This window comes from Paenibacillus sp. HWE-109, from assembly GCF_022163125.1.
GTDB lineage: Bacteria > Bacillota > Bacilli > Paenibacillales > NBRC-103111 > Paenibacillus_E.
On the sequence record NZ_CP091881.1, the window covers coordinates 1285378 to 1306675 of the forward strand.

Annotated in this window: 15 protein-coding genes; 8 read left to right on the plus strand and 7 right to left on the minus strand. The window is 43.9% G+C overall.

Annotation, left to right across the window (positions count from 1 at the left end; all coding sequences use genetic code 11):
• Positions 1-36: 36 nt before the first annotated feature.
• The 5 genes from LOZ80_RS05250 to LOZ80_RS05270 all read right to left on the minus strand — a co-directional run bounded on the left by LOZ80_RS05250 (position 37) and on the right by LOZ80_RS05270 (position 8545).
• A complete protein-coding gene (locus tag LOZ80_RS05250) occupies positions 37-795 on the minus strand; it encodes a ferric iron reductase (RefSeq protein ID WP_238170437.1) in 759 nt (252 codons plus the stop codon).
• A gap of 37 nt (positions 796-832) precedes the next feature.
• On the minus strand, positions 833-1837 hold the full coding sequence (locus LOZ80_RS05255) for an ABC transporter substrate-binding protein (RefSeq protein ID WP_238170438.1): 1005 nt from the start codon (positions 1835-1837) through the stop codon (positions 833-835).
• Positions 1838-2022: 185 nt separating this feature from the next.
• Positions 2023-3810 (minus strand): AraC family transcriptional regulator, encoded by a 1788-nt coding sequence (locus LOZ80_RS05260; protein ID WP_238170439.1) that lies wholly within the window; start codon positions 3808-3810, stop codon positions 2023-2025.
• 192 nt (positions 3811-4002) lie between these two features.
• Positions 4003-6897: a sensor histidine kinase gene (locus LOZ80_RS05265; RefSeq protein ID WP_238170440.1), complete on the minus strand. Its 2895-nt coding sequence runs from the start codon at positions 6895-6897 to the stop codon at positions 4003-4005.
• A gap of 13 nt (positions 6898-6910) precedes the next feature.
• Entirely contained in the window at positions 6911-8545 is a 1635-nt protein-coding gene (locus tag LOZ80_RS05270; protein WP_238170441.1) for a response regulator, read from the minus strand.
• Between the two features lie 204 nt (positions 8546-8749).
• On the opposite strand from LOZ80_RS05270, the gene LOZ80_RS05275 reads away from it, so the two are divergent.
• The 4 genes from LOZ80_RS05275 (at position 8750) to LOZ80_RS05290 (ending at position 12922) form a co-directional block, all read left to right on the plus strand.
• Positions 8750-10126: an ABC transporter substrate-binding protein gene (locus tag LOZ80_RS05275; protein ID WP_238170442.1), complete on the plus strand. Its 1377-nt coding sequence runs from the start codon at positions 8750-8752 to the stop codon at positions 10124-10126.
• A gap of 64 nt (positions 10127-10190) precedes the next feature.
• Positions 10191-11075, plus strand: coding sequence for a carbohydrate ABC transporter permease (locus LOZ80_RS05280; protein ID WP_238170443.1), 885 nt, complete (start codon positions 10191-10193; stop codon positions 11073-11075).
• Positions 11060-11884, plus strand: coding sequence for a carbohydrate ABC transporter permease (locus tag LOZ80_RS05285; protein ID WP_238170444.1), 825 nt, complete (start codon positions 11060-11062; stop codon positions 11882-11884). Before LOZ80_RS05280 ends, LOZ80_RS05285 begins: the two co-directional genes overlap by 16 nt.
• Positions 11885-11905: 21 nt before the next feature.
• Positions 11906-12922, plus strand: a complete 1017-nt coding sequence (locus LOZ80_RS05290) for an SGNH/GDSL hydrolase family protein (protein WP_238170445.1) — start codon at positions 11906-11908, stop codon at positions 12920-12922.
• Between the two features lie 603 nt (positions 12923-13525).
• Here LOZ80_RS05290 and LOZ80_RS05295 read toward each other — a convergent pair.
• Positions 13526-14221 carry a metal-dependent hydrolase gene (locus LOZ80_RS05295; RefSeq protein ID WP_238170446.1) on the minus strand — a complete coding sequence of 232 codons (696 nt, stop codon included), beginning with the start codon at positions 14219-14221 and terminating at the stop codon, positions 13526-13528.
• 254 nt (positions 14222-14475) lie between these two features.
• Between LOZ80_RS05295 and LOZ80_RS05300 the strand changes: the two genes are divergently transcribed.
• A complete protein-coding gene (locus tag LOZ80_RS05300) occupies positions 14476-15138 on the plus strand; it encodes a PaaX family transcriptional regulator C-terminal domain-containing protein (RefSeq protein WP_238170447.1) in 663 nt (220 codons plus the stop codon).
• Positions 15139-15250: 112 nt separating this feature from the next.
• A complete protein-coding gene (locus LOZ80_RS05305; protein WP_238170448.1) occupies positions 15251-15694 on the plus strand; it encodes a cell wall hydrolase in 444 nt (147 codons plus the stop codon).
• Between the two features lie 286 nt (positions 15695-15980).
• Here the strand turns inward: LOZ80_RS05305 and LOZ80_RS05310 are convergent, their stop codons facing one another.
• The gene (locus LOZ80_RS05310; RefSeq protein ID WP_238170449.1) at positions 15981-16445 is read right to left on the minus strand and encodes a hypothetical protein; all 465 of its coding nucleotides are present in this window, start codon (positions 16443-16445) and stop codon (positions 15981-15983) included.
• A 274-nt stretch (positions 16446-16719) separates the two neighbouring features.
• Here LOZ80_RS05310 and LOZ80_RS05315 point away from each other — a divergent pair, with 274 nt between their 5' ends.
• Complete coding sequence (locus LOZ80_RS05315; RefSeq protein WP_238170450.1) at positions 16720-19044, plus strand: helix-turn-helix domain-containing protein; 2325 nt, start codon at positions 16720-16722, stop codon at positions 19042-19044.
• A 294-nt stretch (positions 19045-19338) separates the two neighbouring features.
• Positions 19339-21225 carry a chondroitinase-B domain-containing protein gene (locus LOZ80_RS05320; RefSeq protein WP_238170451.1) on the plus strand — a complete coding sequence of 629 codons (1887 nt, stop codon included), beginning with the start codon at positions 19339-19341 and terminating at the stop codon, positions 21223-21225.
• Positions 21226-21298 lie beyond the last annotated feature (73 nt).

Sequence of the window (21298 nt, forward strand, 5' to 3'; positions counted from 1 at the left end):
AACTGGGCGACGCTTTGTTTGTTGTTGGAGTAACCCTTAGTGCTTCAACTTCGGGCAGCTGGAACAGTATTCCTCGACACTGGAGACCTCATAGTAGAAGCAGCAGGTTTTGCGAACCCGCGAAGGACTGGAAACGGATGAAAATGTCGGTTTGCCATAAAAGTGGCTTAACGGGTTTTGTTTTTCCCCGAATAGAGCACCAGGAGCCTGATGAATCAGATACTGAAAGTCGGCTCGGGACTGCTCTTGCTGCTCACCCGTTACCCCGATTCGTTTCTCGTATAGCGAGAATACACGAACCGCAACATTTTCCCATAATATCGATTTTGGACTATTGGCTAGTCTAGACATGAGCGCTATTAATTTCCCTATATTCCCCGCAAAAAGAGCTTGAATTACCGTATTGCGCCAAATATGCCGTTCGCCAGCTGAGGGCATGACAGCGTCAATATCGGCAAGACTGACATTCTCCAGCCAAGAGCGACCCGGTGAAGATATAAGCAAGCAATTATCAGCAGATAAATCGAGTCCTTTGTTGTACACTGTCATGGCGTACAGCAGCGGAACAGCGGTTAAGGCAGCGTATCTTTTAAAAAACTGCGAAGCTGTGATCATCCTCGATGGGGACTTTAGAAGTAATGTCAGTCGGTCCAGATAATCGGAACACATCTCCACGTCGAGCAAGTCCAAAGCTCTCACCGAATCAACAGGATGAGTTGCACCATATTCACGCAAGCCAAAATGTCGGCTCAAGTAATCCCATTCATCCAGCGCGAGCCGCGACTGCTTGTTCATACACCATAACCCCCTAATATTCGTGGTTCAAAAGGATTTATTTGAGCGCATCAGCGATCTGATCGACAATCAAGTTGATGGCAATAGGTCCATAATAACCGATCCACTGCGCCGTGTTTTCGGCATAAACATGTTTGTCCTTAACCGCCTTCAGATTTTTCCAGATCGATGTGTCCTGAAATTTCGTCGTTAGCTCCAGATTCGTATCGTCCTGAAGGAGAAACAGATGATCGGCAGCCAATTCCGGGAGAACTTCTAGTGAAATCATGGTACTTGCATCCTTGGCGTTGATTGCCATTTGGGGTGGAGTCAGGCCCAGATCGTCATACAGAATCTGTGAGGTTCGATGTGATGTCGTTTGGAGACGAATCATTTTATCTCTAGGCCGGACCAAGGCAACCGTTTGTCCCTTCATTTTAGTTGCCAATGCCGTTTTTAGATCGCTTATTTTTTGTTTGTAACCATTAACGATATCTTGTGCCTCTTTCGGCTTATTCAAGATTTGCCCAAACTTCAAGAGTACGGTCTGCCAATCCTCTGTGCGCTGTAGGATAATCGTCGGTGCGATTTTCACTAAATTATCGTATATCTTATTATGGTAATCCGTTGCGATGATGAGATCCGGTTCTATGGCAATGATTCCTTCCAGATTAGGTTCCAAATAGGTGCCAAGCAGCGGAATATTACCCATCTTATCGCCCAAATAGGGAGGGAGTCCGTTGTCGGTTTCGGCTATTACGCTGCCCGCGGGCTTAAAGCCTAGCGCCAGCATTTGATCCGCGAACTGAACGTCCAACACGACAATTTTTTTGGGTACGCTCTTGAGCGTTAGTTCACCCTTCAGATGCTGAATAGTAACCGGCGCTGCGAGGGCGGGTGTCACCACGGAGTTGCCGTTTGCGGGCTCCGTCGTTTTGGTGGTAGCAGAATTCGCCGTTCCTATTCCAGCGTTATTGCTGCCTTGATTTGAACAGGCGCCCAAAAATAAAACCAAACTTATTAACAGGCTAAGGGTCCATGCAAACTTAATTTTTGGATACATATGATATAATTCCTCCGTTTTTTCTTATTGAGAATGAAACTCATCGTCACTTACAACACTATAACGGCTAGTTCCATTATCTTCAATGGATATTCGCGCCAATCTCCATGGATTGTGGCGACACAAAAAACACTGCTGCCCGGATCGGAGGATCCGGAAACAACAGTGTTTGTATAAGAAATAGATTAATTGGCGTCCAAGAAGACTCCCGCGACTTGATCGACCACCTGATTCATCGCGATAGGGCCGTAATAAGCAATCCAAATGCTTGCTTTGGCGTGATAAACATGATGCTGCTGCACGGCGCGCAGACTTTTCCATGTAGTCGTGGTCTGGATCTCATCCGACCAAGCTTTAAATTTGTTGTCGGTCAATACGAAGTAATGATCCGCATCCAACTCCGGCAAACCCTCCAATGCTATCATTGAACTGGTCCTTTTGCGGTCAACCGCCAGCTTCGGCGGGTGCAGCCCCAGATCGCTGTATAGAATGGCCGCAGTACGATGAGCACATGTATGCAGCCTAATGGTATTGTCCCGCGGCCGGATCATCGTTACCGACTGCCCATGCAGCTTGGCTGCGAGCAGCGATTTCAGCCCGCTGATTTTGTGTTTATACTGCTGTATGACTTGTTCCGCCTCGAGTTTCTTGCCCATAATCCGCCCGAGGGTTCGCAATGTTTCTCGCCAGTCACGATTTCGTTCGAGCATGACGGTCGGCGCTATATGTGTGAGGCTTTCATAGATGTTCTTCTGGAATTCGGTACAGATGATCAGATCGGGCGCCAAAGCACGCAGGGCTTCCAGATCGGGTTCATTCAACGTGCCCAAGGCCTGGACCGTACGAAGCTTGCTGATCAGATACTCAGGAAAGCTGTTAAGATACCCGGTTACCATGACACTGCCAGCCGGCTGTTCACCTAGAGCCAGCATATGGTCCATAAACTGGGGATCCAGCACAGCAATTTTCTCAGGCTGCCGCTGGAGCAGCAGTTCGCCTCTAAGATGAATGATCGTCCGCAGGGAGCGACGGACAGCAGCATCAAGTGGATCTGACGCCGTATTCTTTACGCTGCTAACTGTTTCTAGCTTAGGCGTGATCACAGTAGTAACTTTCTCTGGTTCAATATCTCTGGCTTGATGCATCGATTCTCGATACGTGCTTGGAGAAACGCCCGTGTAACGCTTAAATAATCGGCTAAAATAGTAACTATCTGCATAGCCGACGGCTTCGGCAATAGTCTTGAGCCCTGCATTCGTACGACAAAGTAATTCCTTGGCCTTGTCTATCCGAATCTGCATCAGGTAATCAATCGGCCCAAGTGCCAGCCGCTTGTTGAACATTCGCTGCATGGTCCGAGAGCTGCAATTCAATAGCGCTGCAAGTGTGTCTGCGGTGATCGGTTCGGAATAGTGTTCATCCATGTATCTGACAGCCTGCAGCACGATATCCTCTGGTGAAGCCTGCTCCAATCTCAGGTGTTGCAGTTGTCCCATCAGCTCGCAAATGAACTGATAGAATAATGATTTCGCCTGCAGTTTCGCCATCGCTTCCGGCTGGTCCCATTCTCTCTTCATACGGGACAAGAAGACGAGCAGCGGAGCAGCATGACTGACCGCAAAACCATATTGGATCTCAAAGGGGTCCGTGCGAGCCAGCAACTGAAGATGATCTTGGCTGCAAGGGAGCGGTAGAGAGGCCTTATACAGAATAATATAATATTCTAAATGGTCGGTGACGTCTGTGATAGTAAGCACTGTGCCTTTGCCAGCGTGACACACATAGCCACTCTCCACATGGTGCTCATATCCATCCAGCAGGAGGCGAGCACGACCTTTTATCGTGAATAATAGAGCACTCGACGAAAGCTGGGATGTGTGCAAATACTCGCCAATCGGCAGCACCTTCCGCTGCACATCAATTATTCTAAGTGATGCATGGTTCCAAAGTATAAGGTGATTTTCCACAATCATAAGTTGATGTCAACTCCTAGAAGAGCCTGTCGTCGAAATAGATTAAAAAGGCCGCTCTTTGTGAAAGAGGCGGCCTCTCGAAAAAGTCTACCACGTTTACCAAGCTAGTTCAAACCTTATTGACAGCAGGTTGCTCAGATGCACAAAGCTCGTTGGCAGATCGAGGTATCTTACCGTTGAACCAAGCCAGGATTAAATAATGGAATCCATCTCTGACATATCAGGCAGATGGAGTTGTACAAGCGTTCCTCTGCCCAACTGGCTGTCGATTTCCCAGGTAAAGCTCTCGTTAAAATACAAATGTAATCGCTGGAACACATTGATCAGCCCAATACCGGATTCGTTAGGCTCCCGGGGATCCGCTTGGATCAATCGCAGACGATGTAATTGCTCCTCGCTCATCCCTGCGCCATTATCGAGAATTTCGATATGTATATGGTTTCCTTCGATATACCCTTTGATCATCAGCAGACCGTCCGCTTCTATTGTATCCAGACCGTGTATAATCGCGTTTTCTACGATGGGCTGTAAAATCAATTTGACGGTTAAGGAATTTTGTAAGGCGTCTGAGACATCCCAAATCACAATGAAACGATTTTTTGCTCTAATTTTTTGAATCCGCAAATATTGCTCCAGATGGTCTAGTTCCTCTGACATCCGAACTAATCCGCTCTTTTTGCTAATACTTCCTCTGAAAAATTGCCCTAACGCCGTTGTCATTTCAACGATTTCGTTAGCCCCCTGTCGAAAGGCCATCCATTTAATGGATTCGAGCGTATTGTATAAAAAGTGGGGGTTAATTTGCTGCTGAAGGGCGTGAAGCTGAGCTTCTTTCTCAAGAAACATGAGCTCCTTCTCGCGGATCTTCGATTGATAATTTTCATGAATTAATTCATTTAAACGCTTGATCATGTTGTTGAAATGTCGGGCTAGAACGGCAATTTCATCTCGGCCTTTGTGATTCATCCGCACTTCGAAGTTTCCGTCGTTCACTTCATTCATCAAGTCTTGCAGCTTCCGCAGCGGTTTGCTAATTAGATTTGAGATCAAGGTTGCTGTCAGCATAATCAGGATGCCGAACAGAGCGAAGAAAGCGGCGCTGTACCAGATAAGGGTAAACAACTTTTTCTTCAATTCATCGGAAGGGACGATACCTACCATTTTTATGCCAAAGTAGGAGGCGGTGTCGTAGAATACCATATAACGTTTATTGCCAGCATTTTTGAAATAGGAACCGCGCTCCTGCTGCATCATCTCGGAAACGAGGGGGTCTTCCTTCTCTAGCACATGTGAGGTGAGCTCGTCGTTGTCATGGGATAGAATGGTGCCGCTAGCATCGATCAGAAAGAAATAACCGGAATCTCCGATGCGAATCGTTCTGTAAATATTGTTCAGCATGTCCTGTTCAACATTGACGATCAGATATCCAAGCTGGTATCCAAGATTGGATACGCTAGAACTGCTGATTTTTCTGGCAAATGTGAGTACTGGCGTCATATACAAATTGCGATAGGTACCGATGAGCTGCAACTCACCTGAGCTGTGATCCAGCTTCTCAAAGACACGCGGATCGGTCTTCGAAATCGGAACTGTGCTTGCATACATGCCTGAATAAATTCGCTCACGGGTTCGGTTGTAGAGTTCCAGGGAAAGAAACTCCCGTTTCCGCTGCTTGATATTGCCGAATTGAAGCTCGAACATCATGTTATCCGTTGGCTGTAAAGGAATTGTTTCCGATTTACGCATCGTTTGTTGGACTTCGGGATGATAAATGAGCTGCTGAGTTAAGCGGTCGTAGTTTTTCAGATTATAATTGATATTGCGTTTGACTTGTTGTATCGTGCTTTCTGTAAACTGCATCACCTTATTTTGATAATTATCATAATGAACGTATGTCAGCAACAGGACGAACAGCAAGTTGGGGACAATGGTTGTGAGGATAAAGTAGGCAAGTAACTTGGGGCGCACACGATAATTAGGGAAGATAATCCGCGGTTCAAGAGGCGCGCGTTCGTTCAGTGCATCAAACCCTGCGGATAATCCCCGTGTTAATTCAAACAACGGCTTGGATAAGGTTCCGGCAAACCAGAACGATAAGATCATGACAAATAGAAGCGATCCCAGACCGAAAAGGAAGACAAAAGAGTGTGTTCCGCCTTTGCTATTTAAGATGGATGCGATAGGGAATTCGCTCATGAGTTCAAAGGGATAAGAGGATAGCTGAAAATGAGTAACCAGCACTTTACTTCCGTTTTTTTGAATGATTTTGTATGAAGCATCATCCGATTGCAGGGAAGAAGGGAAGATGGCTTTATCCAAGCTATAAGGCTTGTTGCTCCAAATAGGCAAATGTTGATTTGTCAGCAATTGAAGGGTCTCATCGGTGTTTGAGCTATAAAATAATTCTTTAGAGAACTCAGGGATGTTAAATGTAACCATCATGGTGCCTATCGTTTCATTTTCCAAGCGGATTGTGCGGTAATAAGCAATTTTATGATCAAGCATGTTAGCTAGCGTTTGTTCGTCCAAGCCTGTGGAGAGCGGTGCACCCGAGGATGTATAGTAAAATGGAACGCCTTCTTGCTGCTTATTTAGATAAGCAGCACTCTCATTGAGCCAATGCGTATACATAAAGTCCGTTCCCGCATATTTGCCGCCATTATCATATTCATATAGATAGACCAGATTGTTTTTACCTAATACGATAATTTTGTCGACATAATCATGGTATAACAAGGTGTCATTGATCTCGCTTGTCAGTGTCTGCACCCGCTGTCCAATTTGGATGAAATCGTTTTGCGGGAACGGTTCGTTGACGGCTTTAAGAATCGAGGCTTCGTTGACTAGCTTGTTCGTATTGGCATCCAGATCTGCGAATAGAGATTTGAAGTAATTAGCTGTTTGCTTAAATTCATTGACTTGGTATTCCGCTTTTTCTTGCACGATAAGTCGACTTACGAAGGCTTCAGACAACCAATAAAAGGTGGAGGCTAACGTCAAAGTGAGAAGTACCGAGCTGAACAGCAGTTTCTTACGAATCGAATGGTTATAGAGAAAGCTTTTTAGAAGCAGCTTCAGACGTTCCATGGTGACACCGCTTTCAGTAAGTGATGAAGGATTGACGGTACTCGAGCGGCGTTAATTTGGTGTGGCTTTTGAAGGTCGTAGCGAAATATTTGCGGTCTTGGTAGCCGACTAATTCACCGATTTCATAGACCTTTAGATCAATGCGGCGCAGCAATTCCTTCGCTTTTTCCATCCGGCAATTTTTTAAATAGTCGATAAAGTTAATGCCAGTTTCTTTTTTGAATTGAATGCTGAAATAGCTGGGATTGAGGTAAACGAGTTCAGCCATTTGATTTAAGGTGATTTTTTCGCTGTAATGCTCATCTATATATTTTTTGACTTGCTGGACAGCCGAATGAGAGGTCGTTTGCACGTCGTCGTTTATTTGTTTGATTTGCAGGGAAATGTCTGAAAGTAAGCGATCCAACGCCATTTTTAATTGAGACAAGGTTGGAAATCGTTCTATAAATTCAGTAAAAGGCATATGGAGACTTGCCATGGATTCAAACGAAGCGCCATGCAGATCTAGTCTTCGCTCCAGCATTGTGAAAAGCGGCAGCAAGTATCGAAGGACGATGGGAAGCTCAGCTCGTTCGGATTCTAGACCACAGCTATTCCAAAATTGCTGAAACTGCAGCAAACTATTGTCTTGATTCCCCTCCAGAACAGCGTCGAGCAGTTTAGTTTCATAGAGATAGGGATATGTCTTGCGTTCAACTGGATGTCCATCCGCTTGATCCCATAGAAACAATCCGCCACGTTCCCAGAAAATGTTTCGCTCCATGATACTTCTTGCTTGCTTGTACGAATCCGGGAAAGAGAGTATGCTCGGATAAACTTCACCAAGGCCTATGATAGATCGGGAACCTGTCTCCTGTTCAATGGATGATAGGATTTGCTCTAATATCAAAGAAAGCGATCGACGAGGAGGAACAGATGTCGCGTTCAAATTTAGGAAGACGGCTAGTTCGCCAGCCTTTTTCCTAAGCGTGTAGCTTTGACATTGACCCGCATCGAGATGACGTTCGAGAATAGTGTGGGCCTTCGTCATCAGATTGGCATTAGGTAAATGACTGTCAGGATTTGCTTGGGTTTCGAGCTTGAGAGCTGCGCAACAATAGTAGGTCGCATTCATTTCAATTTCCAATAGGCTCATTTTCTCTTTGGCCTCATGGTATTCAGGCAAGGCATCCTCGATCAATGATTGGAAAAAGTGATCTCTGGCAGCAGGCAAACTACCCGCTAACTGATTTTCATAGGATTGCAGTTTTTGCGACGATTGCCGGTCTGCATCCAATTGAAGTTTTAATTTCATTATACTTTCATTAAGGTGCTTTAGGTCCACGGGTTTCAACAAATATTCAGATACGCCTGCTTGAAGGGCATCACGGGCGTATGTAAATTCTTTGTATCCGGACAAAATGACAATTTTGACATGAGGATAATGTATGTTAATCTCTCTGCTGAGTTCGATGCCGTCCATAACGGGCATCTTAATATCGGTGAGGACGACATCCACGTCATTCCTCTGCAGGAGGTCGAGCGCTTGCTTGCCGTTGGCCGCACAACCAATAACCTGGAATTGAAAACGTTCCCAATAATAGGAGTTTAAGCCTTCCCGAATCTCGAATTCATCGTCAACAATCATAATTTTATAGGTATCGTTCATCGGACTCACTCCTTTGACTCTATCATAATCACGCATTCTATTCGTGTAAAGTAACTTCTAAAGAACTTCCGAGCGATATCCACAACAGTCAAAAAGATCAAACCTAATCCAAAAAGCATCCCCTATTTATTTACTCGTATTCCCCCTACAATGAAACTCGTAGCAACACAATACATGTGGAATTCACAAAATGGAGGCGCTTTTATGCAGGGGTTAAAGAGAAGTTGGGCATTCATTAGTTTGTCTTCGGTCGTCGGATTAAGCCTTTTGAGCGGATGTGGCAGCGCTACCACAACGAAGAATGAAACAGGAGCAGCAGCTTCTGCGAGCAGTGCACCGAAAAAGACTGAGCCGGTAACGTTATCCATGTTCATTACATCAGCGGGTCAGAAAGAGTGGGAAGATGGCACTCCCAATGATAAATTAAAGAAACAATGGGAGACCAAAACAGGGAACAAGCTGGAGCTTAATATTCTGCCAGGGACGCTGGATGAAGCTATGAAGAAAATTGACATCGCTATGCTCTCCGGTGACAAAACGGATATTATTGGCCTTTCAAATCCAATCGATCAGAACAAGTATGCTTCCAGAGATTTCTTGTATCCCATGAAAGACTTGGCCAAGCAGGCTAATTATGATATTGACAAAATTTATGGGGACTCACTCACCAAATACAAAGATGAAGTCTATTATTTACCAATGAATTTGTCGATGTGGGCTGTCTTTTATAACAAAAAGTTGTTTGATGAAGCAGGTGTTCCTTATCCTACTGGAAATTGGACGTGGAGCCAATACATTGAGACGGCCAAAAAATTAACAAAACCGGAAAAAGGGACCTACGGCTCCTACATGCTTACTTTCGATAACTACTTATACTTGCAGTCCAGACAAAAAAATGTGCCAGGTTATAAAGCAGACGGAACATCCAATTATGACGATCCCGCATTTAAAGATGCGCTGAAATGGTACAACGATTTGAGTGCTGTTCACAAAATTCAGCCGTCCTGGATTGAGTTCAAGACGAAGAAATTGTCTAATCTCGGATTCTTGGAAGGCAAGTATGCGATGCATTTCATCGGAACATGGTACTTGGGTTCATTAAACAATTTCGAGAAATATCCGCGTGACTGGAAATGGGGCGTCGTTCAACCGCCTACACCCGATGATGGCAAAGGCAATAACAATATCGGGGTGACCTCCGCGCTCGCCATTAATAAAAAATCCGTTCACCCTAAGGAAGCGTTTGATTTCCTGTCGTACTTTGCAGAGAACAGCTATAAAGAAAGAGGCGAATTCCCGGCACAGAAGAATCTGAGCAAGGAAGATATGAATGCGGTACTGAAAAATATCGCGGATAAATCACAAGGCAGTGTGACAGCCGACGATCTTCGGAAAGCACTGCTTGATAATGGACTAGGCTTCACGCAGGAGAAATTGCTAGGCAGTGCGATGAGTGAGTATAGCAATATTATTATGCAGGAATCCGAGTTGTACTTTGCCGGTCAGAAATCCGTGGATGATGCTGTTAAATCGATTAAACAAAGAGAAGACCAAGCGATTCAAGCGGCCAGCAAACAATAAATGAGAAGTGACGGAGGAGGACATCATGGTGGTGTCCTCCTTCCTAAAAAGAGGAGAATGGTGCATGCTGCGGATTACGAACGAAGAAAAGGTGGCTTTCTGGTTTGTCACGCCTTTCGTGGCAGGATTTGCGCTTTTTTATTTACTGCCTACCCTTTACGCATTTGTCATCAGCGTATTGGATTACAACAGCTTTAAAAGCTTATCGGACTTACACTTTACCGGACTTGCTAACTATATCAATGTCTTGAAGGATCCCATTGCCTTAAGTTCATTCGGAAGAAGCTTTCTGTTTATGGTTTGTTACGTGCCAGGCGTTATTATTGCAGCGTTGCTGCTCTCTATGCTGTTTAATGCGAGTTTTCATTTGAGAACATTAGCACGAACGTTGATTATGCTGCCCTATGTAACGAACGTTGTGGCGATCGCGATTGTGTTTTCTATTTTGCTTAATCCGTATGATGGCGTTGTGAACAAACTGCTTGTAGCTGCAGGGATTGCACATCCGCCGCTTTGGTTGGGGGGCATTCACACCTCGCTGCCAACGATTGCCGGCGTTGAAGTTTGGCATTCTCTGGCTTTCCCAACCATTGTATACTTAGCGGCTCTACAAGGAGTGCCAAAAGATTTGTACGAATCAGCGGAACTCGATGGGGCAGGACGGTTTAGGAAGTTTATGAGCGTTACGCTGCCATTAATTTCACCGACGACCTTCTTCCTGGTTATTACCAATATTATCGGATCATTTCAAAACTATGCGATTTTCCGTAACTTGACGAATGGCGGTCCAGGTACTTCATCGCGTGTTATTTCATTAAATATTTACGAAGAAGCCTTTGCTTACAACAAATATAGCTTTGCCTCCGCTCAAGCAATTCTGTTGTTTGCCATCATTTTAGTCATTACGATCATTCAATGGAGGGGGCAAAAAAAATGGGTACATTATTAAAACCGAAATTATTGCTTACCTACGTGATGCTTCTCATCGGCATTGTGATGATCATTCCGTTTCTGTTCATGATTTCATTTTCGTTGAAAACTCCGCTAGAGATGACACAGCATCCGGCTTCTCTTCTGATCAGCCATCCGTTTACGGGCAATTTCGAAACTATCTTCAAACATAAAACTTACTTCATCTGGTATTTCAATTCGGTTAAAGTCGTACTGGGCGTTCTTGTGTTAAGGGGACTGCTCGTGACTATGGCGGCTTATGCTTTTGCAAGACTGGAATTCCGATTTAAAAATGTCATTTTCATGATCTTGATCGCCAAGATGATGATTCCCTCCGATACGACAATTGTAGCGAGGTTCTTGTTGTATAAGTACCTTCATTTGAATAATACGCATTGGGCGATTATTTTACCTGCGGCTTTTGATGTCTTCTTCCTGTTCTTGCTAAGACAATTTTTCATTGGCATTCCCAAAGAAATATCCGAAGCGGCCATTGTCGATGGTTGTTCGCATTATAAAGTGTATTATCGGATCATTTTACCGCTGGCCAAACCGGCGCTTGTCACGATGGTATTGTTTACTTTTTTATGGACATGGAACGATTTCGCATCGCCTTTTGTATTCATAACGGACATGAAGAAGCAACTGCTAACGGTAGGCTTATCCTATTTCCAAACCGAAGCGGGCGCTGACTATGCGCTGCAAATGGCCGGAGCTGCTGTAGCTGTGCTGCCTACGATTGTGCTGTTTATTTTTGCCCAAAAATATTTTGTCCAAGGTGTTGCGATGTCTGGGGTCAAAGGTTGATAGATGCTTAGGAGGATAACAATGTTTTATCCATTTCATGAACCAAAGGTTGAGCTTTATCATGTAGCCGAATGGGTGGAAGACGAAATCAAAGGGCATCGATTATGCCGAATGCCGGAAAAACTGCGGTTGACGCTGAATGAAATTGCTCAGCGAAACGCCCAGAGCGCTGCAGGATCAGAAATCCGATTCCGCATGTCCGGCGAACGGGCAGCAATCGGATTGTGGTGGGAGCCGCATGAAGGCAGACCGGTGACCTTAACGTTGGCAGTGCTTGTCATAGCGGGCTTGCAGGCTGAGACTTATTCTTTGCATCCGGGATATAACAGAATTGTCATCCAAAGATATGAGCTGCTGCCGGAGGTAGCAATGATCCTGCCGCAAAATACCGATAAGGAACTGTATCGACTCGTGCTTCCCTATTTAGGGAAGGTATATTTATCTACTATTGAAGGGGAAATAGAGCCGCCCAACAGCATGACGGCCCCTGTTAAAGGTTATCTAGCCTATGGCTCCTCGATTACTCACGGAAGTTCAGCTTTGTCCCCTACAGGAACGTATGCCTTCCGTCTGGCGCAGCTGCTTGGTTCTGAACTGCTTAATTTCGGGCTTGCAGGCGGGGCTAAGCTTGAGCCGCAGATGGCTGATTTTATGATAGAGCAGGAAGGATGGGAGTTCGCTACTGTAGAGCTCGGAATCAATGTGGTGTATGACTGGACTGCGGAAACGTTTCGTGAAGCTGTTGACATCTTTCTGAATAGATTAGCTGCTGGACTTGGCAACCGCAAACTGTTTGTCATGGATATGTTCTGGTTTGCCATGGATGCATCAGGGGACCCCAAGTCCGAGCTATTTCGTGCAATTGTTCAACAGGCCGTCCTCAACCTTAATCATTCGGGTATTATTGGCATTCCTAGCCGGGATCTAGTAGACCCGGAAAATCAGACCGTCGACTTGGTGCATCCATCCCAGGCTGGTATGGAGCAAATTGCTCAGCGGTTGTACTCGGCGATCTCTGTTCATTTGGCAAGTAGATGAATATGAAATAGGGGGAGAATCATTCATGTATTCGGCTAAAAAACTAATGACCATTTTCTCAGCCATCGTCATCCTGCTTTCGGCTACCGCATGGCTTCCTCGACGGCAAGCTTTGATGACGCTTTAGTTACCCAGTGAATCTTCTGAACAGGATAGCAGTTTGGCTTAGTGAATGAGTTAACCCAGCTGTCACGCGCGGAAATAAGGGAACTCCAGTGCGCTATTATAGCAAAAAGTGTCCAAATCGCGAGGTTGAGGGAACTCCAGTACGCTAATTTGTTGTTTCATGGGAAATTCAGCGTTTTTGGTGAAAATAAGACCCTGTAGTTCCGCTACGACCCTCGCATCCCCGCTATTTGCTCAAATAGCGTCTCTCAGTTCCTTTACATGGATTTGTCGCTTGTAAGAGGTTTATTGACGGGGAAACGGCTGTAGATTGTAATATCGAAAGCAAGAGGCTGTCTCGAGTCTGAATTGACTTCTGGGACAGCCTCTTTTTACACGTTCACATGCTACTAGGTAATCAACATATTCGAAAAAAATATCAAAGATGGGACTCGTTGAGTTTCTTATTAATGTTGAACAATACATTGCTGAAAAAAATTATTTTACAAGTGTAAGTTGTTCTCCTGGCTGGAGAGCGAAGCCATCAATTCCTTGATCCTTCAGCTGCGCGGTGAAGGCGACAGTATCTTGCACGATGCCCGGGAATGTGCTGTGATGAACCGGGATCACGTTCTTTGCTTGCAGCCATTTTGCTGCAAGCAGAGCATCCTTAGGTCCCATTGTGTAAAAATCCCCGATTGGCAGTACCGCGTAATCAATATCGTGGAGTTCACCGATCATTTTCATATCTCCGAACAAGGAGGTGTCGCCGGCATGATAAAGCGTAACTCCGTTCCAATCTATGACAAATCCGCCCGGCATGCCTGCATAGACGATGCTTTGGGAATCGTCCGATATGATGGAAGAGCTGTGGAATGCATGAACAAGCTTTGCCTTGGCAAATCCTAAGTCCACAGTTCCTCCGATGTTCATTCCGATCGTTTTGAGGCCCTTCCAAGAGTAATAGGTAGCTAGCTCAAAAGTGGCTATAATGGTGGCATCGTTAGCTCTGGCGATAGCTTCCGCATCAGCGGTGTGATCCGTGTGTCCGTGTGTAAGCAAGATGTATTGCACTTGAATGTCCTCGGCTTTCGCTTTGGCAACGGGATTGCCGGTCAAGAACGGATCGATGACGATTGAGTGCTCCCCATCCGAGATTTGAATGCAAGAGTGTCCGTGAAAAATAAGGTTCATTTTTTCTCCTTCGTATACTTTTTATTATTCGTTTGACGACAATGTGAGTATATTCTTCATTTCTTTTTTTGTCAAATTACTGTAAGATGAGGATAACAAGTATTCTGGAAGGGGATCAAAACCGAATGCTGTCAATCGAAAAGCAGATACTTTTCCTGCTGACAAAAAAGCGTTGCATGCATACTAAAGAATTAGTACAAATTTATACAAAACGTGGCTATAAGGAACAGTCGATCAGGAACGTTCTATCACGAATGAAGAAAGAAAAGTATATTCATGCGGAAGAGCGTTCCCAGTATTCCATACTGGATAAAGGGGAGCAGTTTGTATCCTTCGTGAACCGGAAACCGCGGCAATACGATGTGGACTGGAACCACAAATGGTATTTCGTGCACTTCGAGGTACCGGAATCGGAGAGGCAAAGAAGGGATCAATTCCGTTTGCAGCTGCTGCAGCTTGGTTTCGGTCAACTATATAAAGGCGTATATGTCTCTCCTTGGGATTATAGAAAGCAGCTTTTGTCATTAATTCAAGCGGCCTCCATGGATGAATATGTCACTATCTCAGAAGCGTCGATTTTGTTTCGGGATATTACTCCCGAGCGGGCAGCCGACATTTGGCCTTTAGCTGACATCCATCGCCTGCATCAGGAGAAGTGGCAGTGGTATCAAGACGAGTTCGTGCCGGCTTTGAATAAGGAAATCAGAGGCGGGATGGATCCTTTAGAGCTGTTCGTCCTTTATTTGCATGTCGGAGAGGTTATCAGCGAAATTAGCCTGAGGGATCCTATGCTGCCGGTGTCGCTGCTTCCAAACGATTGGATGGGGCACCGCGTCATCACTGAGTTGTATCGTTCGTTTCAGTCGTTCGCCACACTCATCCCTAGTTCTTCTAATTATTATCAATTTCTCGTGTAAATACATGTGTGACTTACAGTGAACCTCTTTATCATCGCTCACTATTTTGCCAGAGTAACACATCCGCTTCACCTACAATATGATGAGTATAGAAATCTAAAGAGGTGAGCCAATGGCAGTCGTAAAAGCCAGAAAACAGGATATTGATATGTTGGCAAGGTTGCTTCGAGCAGAAGCTGAGACCGAAGGTGAAAAGGGTATGCTCCTTGTTGGAAATGTTGGCATTAACCGAATAAGAGCAAATTGCTCCGATTTCAAAGGAATCCGGACAATTCCCCAAATGATCAACCAGCCGCATGCGTTCGAAGCATTGCAACATGGTATGTACTATCAAAACGCAAGAGAGAGGGAACGCCGTCTGGCCCAACGGACTGTAAATGGGGAGCGGGATTGGCCAGGCAAATTCTCCCTATGGTATTTCCGTCCAGGAACGTTCGATAATCCCGGACCATGTCCGGCAACTTGGTACAATCAGCCGCTTGCAGGACGATGGAAGAAGCACTGTTTTTATGAACCGAGCGCGAAAGAGTGTGAAAATGTATATAATACTTTTTAATTTGACGGGTAAGAGATTAAACTACTGCAGAACGATAGTTGAACAAACCACAAAAGGCTGCCTAGTGCAGCCTTTTGTGCGGGACGGTGCAGTACACTTCAGGCGTATCATATAGTTTGCAAGATTTTTACCGTATGTAATCGGACTGATAACATTGAAATTGCGGTGAATAATAGGACAGGAACTACTAAAAGGCTTGTTTCGTATTCTACCTGAAATTTTTATGTGTAATTTATTAAAAATAAAAAGCCGCTCTGATGAGCGACCTAGTGACTCTATTATTAAATTAAAAAATGTTTGGTGTTAGGTAATAATGCGCATTTGGATCAAAATTTGAGTTAGTTGATCTAATAACCCCGAAGTTATAGCGAGTATTTGCTTCAGTGGTGAACATAACCCAATCATTATTGTTTCCGGGATTAAGATAAGTTACATTGACTGGCGAAGCATCATTTTTATTAACAATGATAATGTAGTGCGAATCCGTTGGGTTCTGTAGAAAAACAGTCATTGTCCTTCCGCCATCGTTTGGCCCAGTTTGAATGGAATACCAATCTTTATCAATAGGAGAACTTATTGTTCCTTTAGCAATGTCTCCATAAGCGGGGATTGGTTGGGCAACATAGTAATCGTCATTGTAATTAGTAGTTTCACTAATTGTAGTTTGAGCAAAAGCAGCTTGAGATGAGAAAACAAGTGATGATGCGATGATACCAACAGTGAGTAATTTTTTACTTGCGCTTTTTAACATGGTTTTTATCCTCCTAATATTTAACATTTTGATACTACCTTATAATATTTTAATAATACTATTTTTCCCAATTAATATAATCTATAGGTTTTCGTTGCTTGAAAGAAATTAATTTCCTTTAATTTCCAAATGAACTATAGTATACTTTAATTTTAATTTCAATCGATCTTTGTTTATTTTTTATAGAAACTTAATATCAAATGGAACACCGTTTGTAATCGCTCTCATAAGCCATGTATAATGATTACAGAAATATGGTCAGGAGGTCATTCGTATGCGGCTGCAGCTCCGAAAATATAATAGGAGTGTAATTGTAACATGGATATTCTCTTACTTATCTGTATTGTTAGTCCCTATTGTGATTAGTTTAATTCTTTACTCTGCTACGCACAGTTTGGTGGAGAAAGAAATTAATCGGGCCAATGAGCTGCTTCTCACTCAAATCGAATTATCCATTGACAGTAAGTTAAAAGGCTTGGAACAATTAAGTTTGGAAGTGGCTTTGAACAAAAATATAGTTTCTTTCACAAATGTAGAAAAGCCGCTATCCGATGATCATTATTTTCAACTGTTCAATATCGCTGAGAATTTACGAACGTATCAGAATGCCAATGATTATATTGAGCAAATCTATGTGATGTACGGGAATAGCGATACCGTCATATCCACGTTTAACCACATCGATTCCCGCGGTCTTCATGCCATAATGAGGCAGCGCGATGAGACTACCTATGAGGAATGGACTCAGTTATTTGCTGGTAAATATGTCAACAAGTATTCCCCCATGGTGTATTGGAACGAAGGAAAGCCCACGTCTACGGTGATGCTTGCCCGCTCGCTCATCTTCAATAATCCGATTCAGCCCCATCCTATTCTCATTTTCCTGATTAACGTGAATAAACTGCTGGAAAGTCTTCCGCAATATAATGATTCAAGAGTTTTGATTCTGGATAAAGATAATCACTTCATTGCATCGTCCAAAGATAAAGAGAAGCTTCAAGATCAGCTGCCTTATGAGCGTTTGCTTGGGAAAAAGGGTTTGGTTTATGTAGAAATGAATCAAGACAAAGCGGCTTTGTCTTACTTGACATCTGAGCTAACGGGTTGGAAATATGTATCGGTTTTGCCGGCAAACATTTTTAATGAAAAAATGGAATACTTGAAGAATATAACCAGATTGAGTATTGCTTTAGGTTTGTTGATTGGCATTATTGTTACTATTATTTTTTTGCGAAAAAATTATATGCCGATTCGGGTGCTGCTGCAGAACATGACGCAAAAATCAGGGTTTCGTTTTGATGGCAGATCCAATGAATATTCATTTCTACAGAACGCGCTTCATCATACATTTGTTGAAAAAGATGCCATCAGTGACCGATTGAAACTACATAATAATACGATTAGAGCTCATTTCTTGACACGTTTATTGAAGGGACAATTGGATCGGAAATTTCCGCTTGAGGAATCTTTCATCACCCACAACGTTCAATTCCATTCCGATCGGTTCGCAGTGCTGCTTTTCAGTGTGGATGCTTATGGCAAGCTGCAACATGATGAAGGGGGCGACTCTTGCGGGCAGAACACGCAGATGATTCACTTCATTTTAAGCAATGTGATTGAGGAGTTAGCTGGCAAGAACGCAACGGTTTATTCAACGGAAGTGAACGAACTGATAGCGTGTATCATTAATTTGAAGCCACTTCTAAGTGAAGAAGAGGAAGTTAAGGAATTAAATCGAATGGCCTCCCAAACGCAAGCCTTCATGAAGGAACAAATTCATGCCGAAATGACGATTGCTGTGAGCGGAGTTCACAGTGATGTTTATGGAATTTCACAATCGTATCATGAAGCGCTGGAAGCGCTGGAGTATCGAATCGTACTTGGGAGCGGACAACTGATTCAGTACAAGGAGAAAAGTAGGGAGTCTGCGCAATCTCAGCGGAATTATTATTATCCTTTAAGTGTTGAACAACAGCTTATTTACTATGTGAAGACGGGCAACTTGCCCAAAGCACAGTTGTTGTTAGGAGAGATTTATGAGGCGAATTTCAAGGTCCATCCTGTTTCGGTTGCACTTGCCAAATGCCTTTTGTTTAATCTGGCAAGTACTATGCTTAAGACGTTGGATGAGGTGAGTACGATCAGCAGGCGGAATTTTGAGGCACATGTCAAAGACGTGGAATGTTTATTGAACTGTGAAACGATTCAGGAAATGATGACGCATATGAATCGGGTACTTATGCAGGTTTGTGAATGGATTCAAACCGAAAAGAAAAATCATCGCGCGTATTTGATTAATGATATACGAGCCTATATTGAGATGCATTTTCGAGATGTGAATTTAAATATTTCGATGATCGGAGAATCCTTTTCCTTAACGCCATCCTACGTGTCCAAAATATTCAAGGAACATACAGGTGAAACTCTGCTCGATCTCATCAACCAAACGCGATTGACAGCGGCCAAGGCACTTCTTTCCGAGCAAAAACTAACCGTAAATGAAATTGCCGGACGTGTGGGCTATGCCGATGTAAGCACGTTTTTGCGAATATTCAAACGATTTGAAGGGATGACTCCTGGTAAGTATCAAAAGATCTAACTTTGGTAAAGAGTCCGAAAGGGGCTCTTTTTCTCGTTCAGCGGTTATATTTTTATTGTTTCACTTACATGTTTACAAAAAACAAACGATTGAGTTTGCTTTTTACGCATCATACTTGCTTTTGCCTATAAACAAATGAAGCCAAATGAGGTTCAATTACGAGGTAACACGAGATAATCTGGAAAATGAGGAAAGGAAGTGGTGTTCAGTAGCACTTTGCAAGACAAGATTTATGTAAGCACTTTCATGTCGCGGTAATCAATCAGATTAGATGAAAAGGAAGGTGTTAGTTATATGAGGATATCACTTAAGAAGGCTTCACTGTTACTGTTATGCGCATTCTTGTTCATGAGTTTGATTCCAGGATTTGCTGCTGCTGCAGACACCAAATTCACAATTTCAGGATCTAATGTAACGGCAAGTTCCAATGATGGGAATGTTCCTGCTAATACGGTAGATGGAAATACAGGAACCCGCTGGTCAGCCAGCGGTGATGGGCAATGGATTAAATTTGATTTAGGTTCTAGTGCAACAGTAGCTTATGTGAAAATTGCTTTCTTAAATGGTTCGACACGCACTTCAATTTTTGATATTCAGACTTCTTCGGACAACACGACCTTTACGACCATTCAAGCAAATGTAACAAGCAGCTTGGTCGAGGGCCTGCAAACTTTTAATTTTTCTGATGTAGCCTCTGTTAGGTATGTGCGCATCGTCGGGCACGGCAATTCGCTGAACGCTTGGAATAGCTATACGGAGGTAGAAATTTATGGGAATGCAGGTGGAACTCCTGTTGAAGATTCAGTAACGGTTTCCACCCCGGGACAGCTGCAGACGGCAATTAACCAAGCCATTCCAGGCAGGGTCATTTATTTGGAGAACGGCACCTATTCCCAAACAGGTCCTATCAATATCAATGGGATTAACGGTACGGATGGCAATGAAATTACAATTAAAGCCGTTAATCGCGGGCAAGCCATTCTGGCTGGCGGCGCCTATTTCTATCTGTATCAGTCGTCTTATGTAACGATTTCGGGCTTGAAATTTACAACTACGACCAGCGCAAGCAACAATGCAGTGAAAATGGATGAATCCAACCATATCCGCTTGACACGCAACGTATTCAATCTGAATGAGACCGGAGCTACGAACAACTGGGTGAATATTAGAGGTATCAACAGCGATAATAACCGGATTGATCGGAATGAATTCAGATCCAAGGCTGATCCCGGACCTATCATCGCCGTAGATGGAAACGGAAGCACCTATATGTCGCGATTTACGATTATTGACCGCAACTATTTCTATGACAGCGCGCCGAGAATTACCAACGGGAAAGAGAGCATTCGTCTTGGCTTATCCGGTGTATCCTTATTAAACGGGAATTCGACAGTTGAGAATAATTTATTTGAGAATAGCGATGGGGACCCGGAAGTTATTTCGGTGAAAAGCAGCAATAATACGATTCGGTACAATACCATCCGCAACTCGCAGGGACAAATAACAGCAAGACATGGGAATAACAATCAATTTTATGGCAACTTCTTTCTGGGTAATGGAACTAAGGCCGGAGTGGGCGGGTTCCGAATTTATGGGACGGATCATCGCATTTATAATAACTACTTCGAAGGTTTGACTACGGACGCTATTAACTTGGATGGCGGAGATTGGGATGGCGGACCGAATTCCACGAACTATGGCAGTGGGGATTTAAGCAAGCATTGGAGAGTGTATCGCGCTCAAGTTGCGAACAACACGATCGTTAACAGCACATTCGGCATTATCATCGGCAGAAGCTATACCTCAGCACCCGTAGATAGTCGAGTAGCCAACAACATCGTTCGCAATAGTACCGGGACGCTTTATGAGGAAGTGAAAACATCGAACGCGGTGTTTGAAGGGAATATTGGCTTTGGCAGTACAGTAAATAATCGTTCAAGATCATCATCGGAAATTCTTAACATAACGCCTTCGTTCACAACGATAAATGGTCTGCAGAAGTTAACCTCTGGAAGCGCAGCCGTTAATGCGGCTGTCGGCAGCTATCCTTACGTTACAGAGGATATGGATGGTCAAACGCGTTCAACGAACGATATTGGGGCAGATGAATATTATAGCTCTTCTACTTCCATTGTCCGTGCACCGCTTGATGCTTCGAATGTAGGGCCTGACAGCCCATAATGTAAAAGCGAAACCCGTACGCAAAACCTCGTATTTTCGGTTTTAACGTACGGGTTTCGTTTTTGAATATATA

Coding starts and splice junctions, on each gene's coding strand:
- LOZ80_RS05290 (WP_238170445.1), top strand. CDS start 11,906: ATGTTTTATCCATTTCATGAACCAAAGGTTGAGCTTTATCATGTAGCC.
- LOZ80_RS05275 (WP_238170442.1), top strand. CDS start 8,750: ATGCAGGGGTTAAAGAGAAGTTGGGCATTCATTAGTTTGTCTTCGGTC.
- LOZ80_RS05285 (WP_238170444.1), top strand. CDS start 11,060: ATGGGTACATTATTAAAACCGAAATTATTGCTTACCTACGTGATGCTT.
- LOZ80_RS05255 (WP_238170438.1), bottom strand. CDS start 1,837: ATGTATCCAAAAATTAAGTTTGCATGGACCCTTAGCCTGTTAATAAGT.
- LOZ80_RS05270 (WP_238170441.1), bottom strand. CDS start 8,545: ATGAACGATACCTATAAAATTATGATTGTTGACGATGAATTCGAGATT.
- LOZ80_RS05250 (WP_238170437.1), bottom strand. CDS start 795: ATGAACAAGCAGTCGCGGCTCGCGCTGGATGAATGGGATTACTTGAGC.
- LOZ80_RS05260 (WP_238170439.1), bottom strand. CDS start 3,810: ATGATTGTGGAAAATCACCTTATACTTTGGAACCATGCATCACTTAGA.
- LOZ80_RS05315 (WP_238170450.1), top strand. CDS start 16,720: ATGCGGCTGCAGCTCCGAAAATATAATAGGAGTGTAATTGTAACATGG.
- LOZ80_RS05295 (WP_238170446.1), bottom strand. CDS start 14,221: ATGAACCTTATTTTTCACGGACACTCTTGCATTCAAATCTCGGATGGG.
- LOZ80_RS05320 (WP_238170451.1), top strand. CDS start 19,339: ATGAGGATATCACTTAAGAAGGCTTCACTGTTACTGTTATGCGCATTC.
- LOZ80_RS05280 (WP_238170443.1), top strand. CDS start 10,191: ATGCTGCGGATTACGAACGAAGAAAAGGTGGCTTTCTGGTTTGTCACG.
- LOZ80_RS05305 (WP_238170448.1), top strand. CDS start 15,251: ATGGCAGTCGTAAAAGCCAGAAAACAGGATATTGATATGTTGGCAAGG.
- LOZ80_RS05310 (WP_238170449.1), bottom strand. CDS start 16,445: ATGTTAAAAAGCGCAAGTAAAAAATTACTCACTGTTGGTATCATCGCA.
- LOZ80_RS05265 (WP_238170440.1), bottom strand. CDS start 6,897: ATGGAACGTCTGAAGCTGCTTCTAAAAAGCTTTCTCTATAACCATTCG.
- LOZ80_RS05300 (WP_238170447.1), top strand. CDS start 14,476: ATGAAGAAAGAAAAGTATATTCATGCGGAAGAGCGTTCCCAGTATTCC.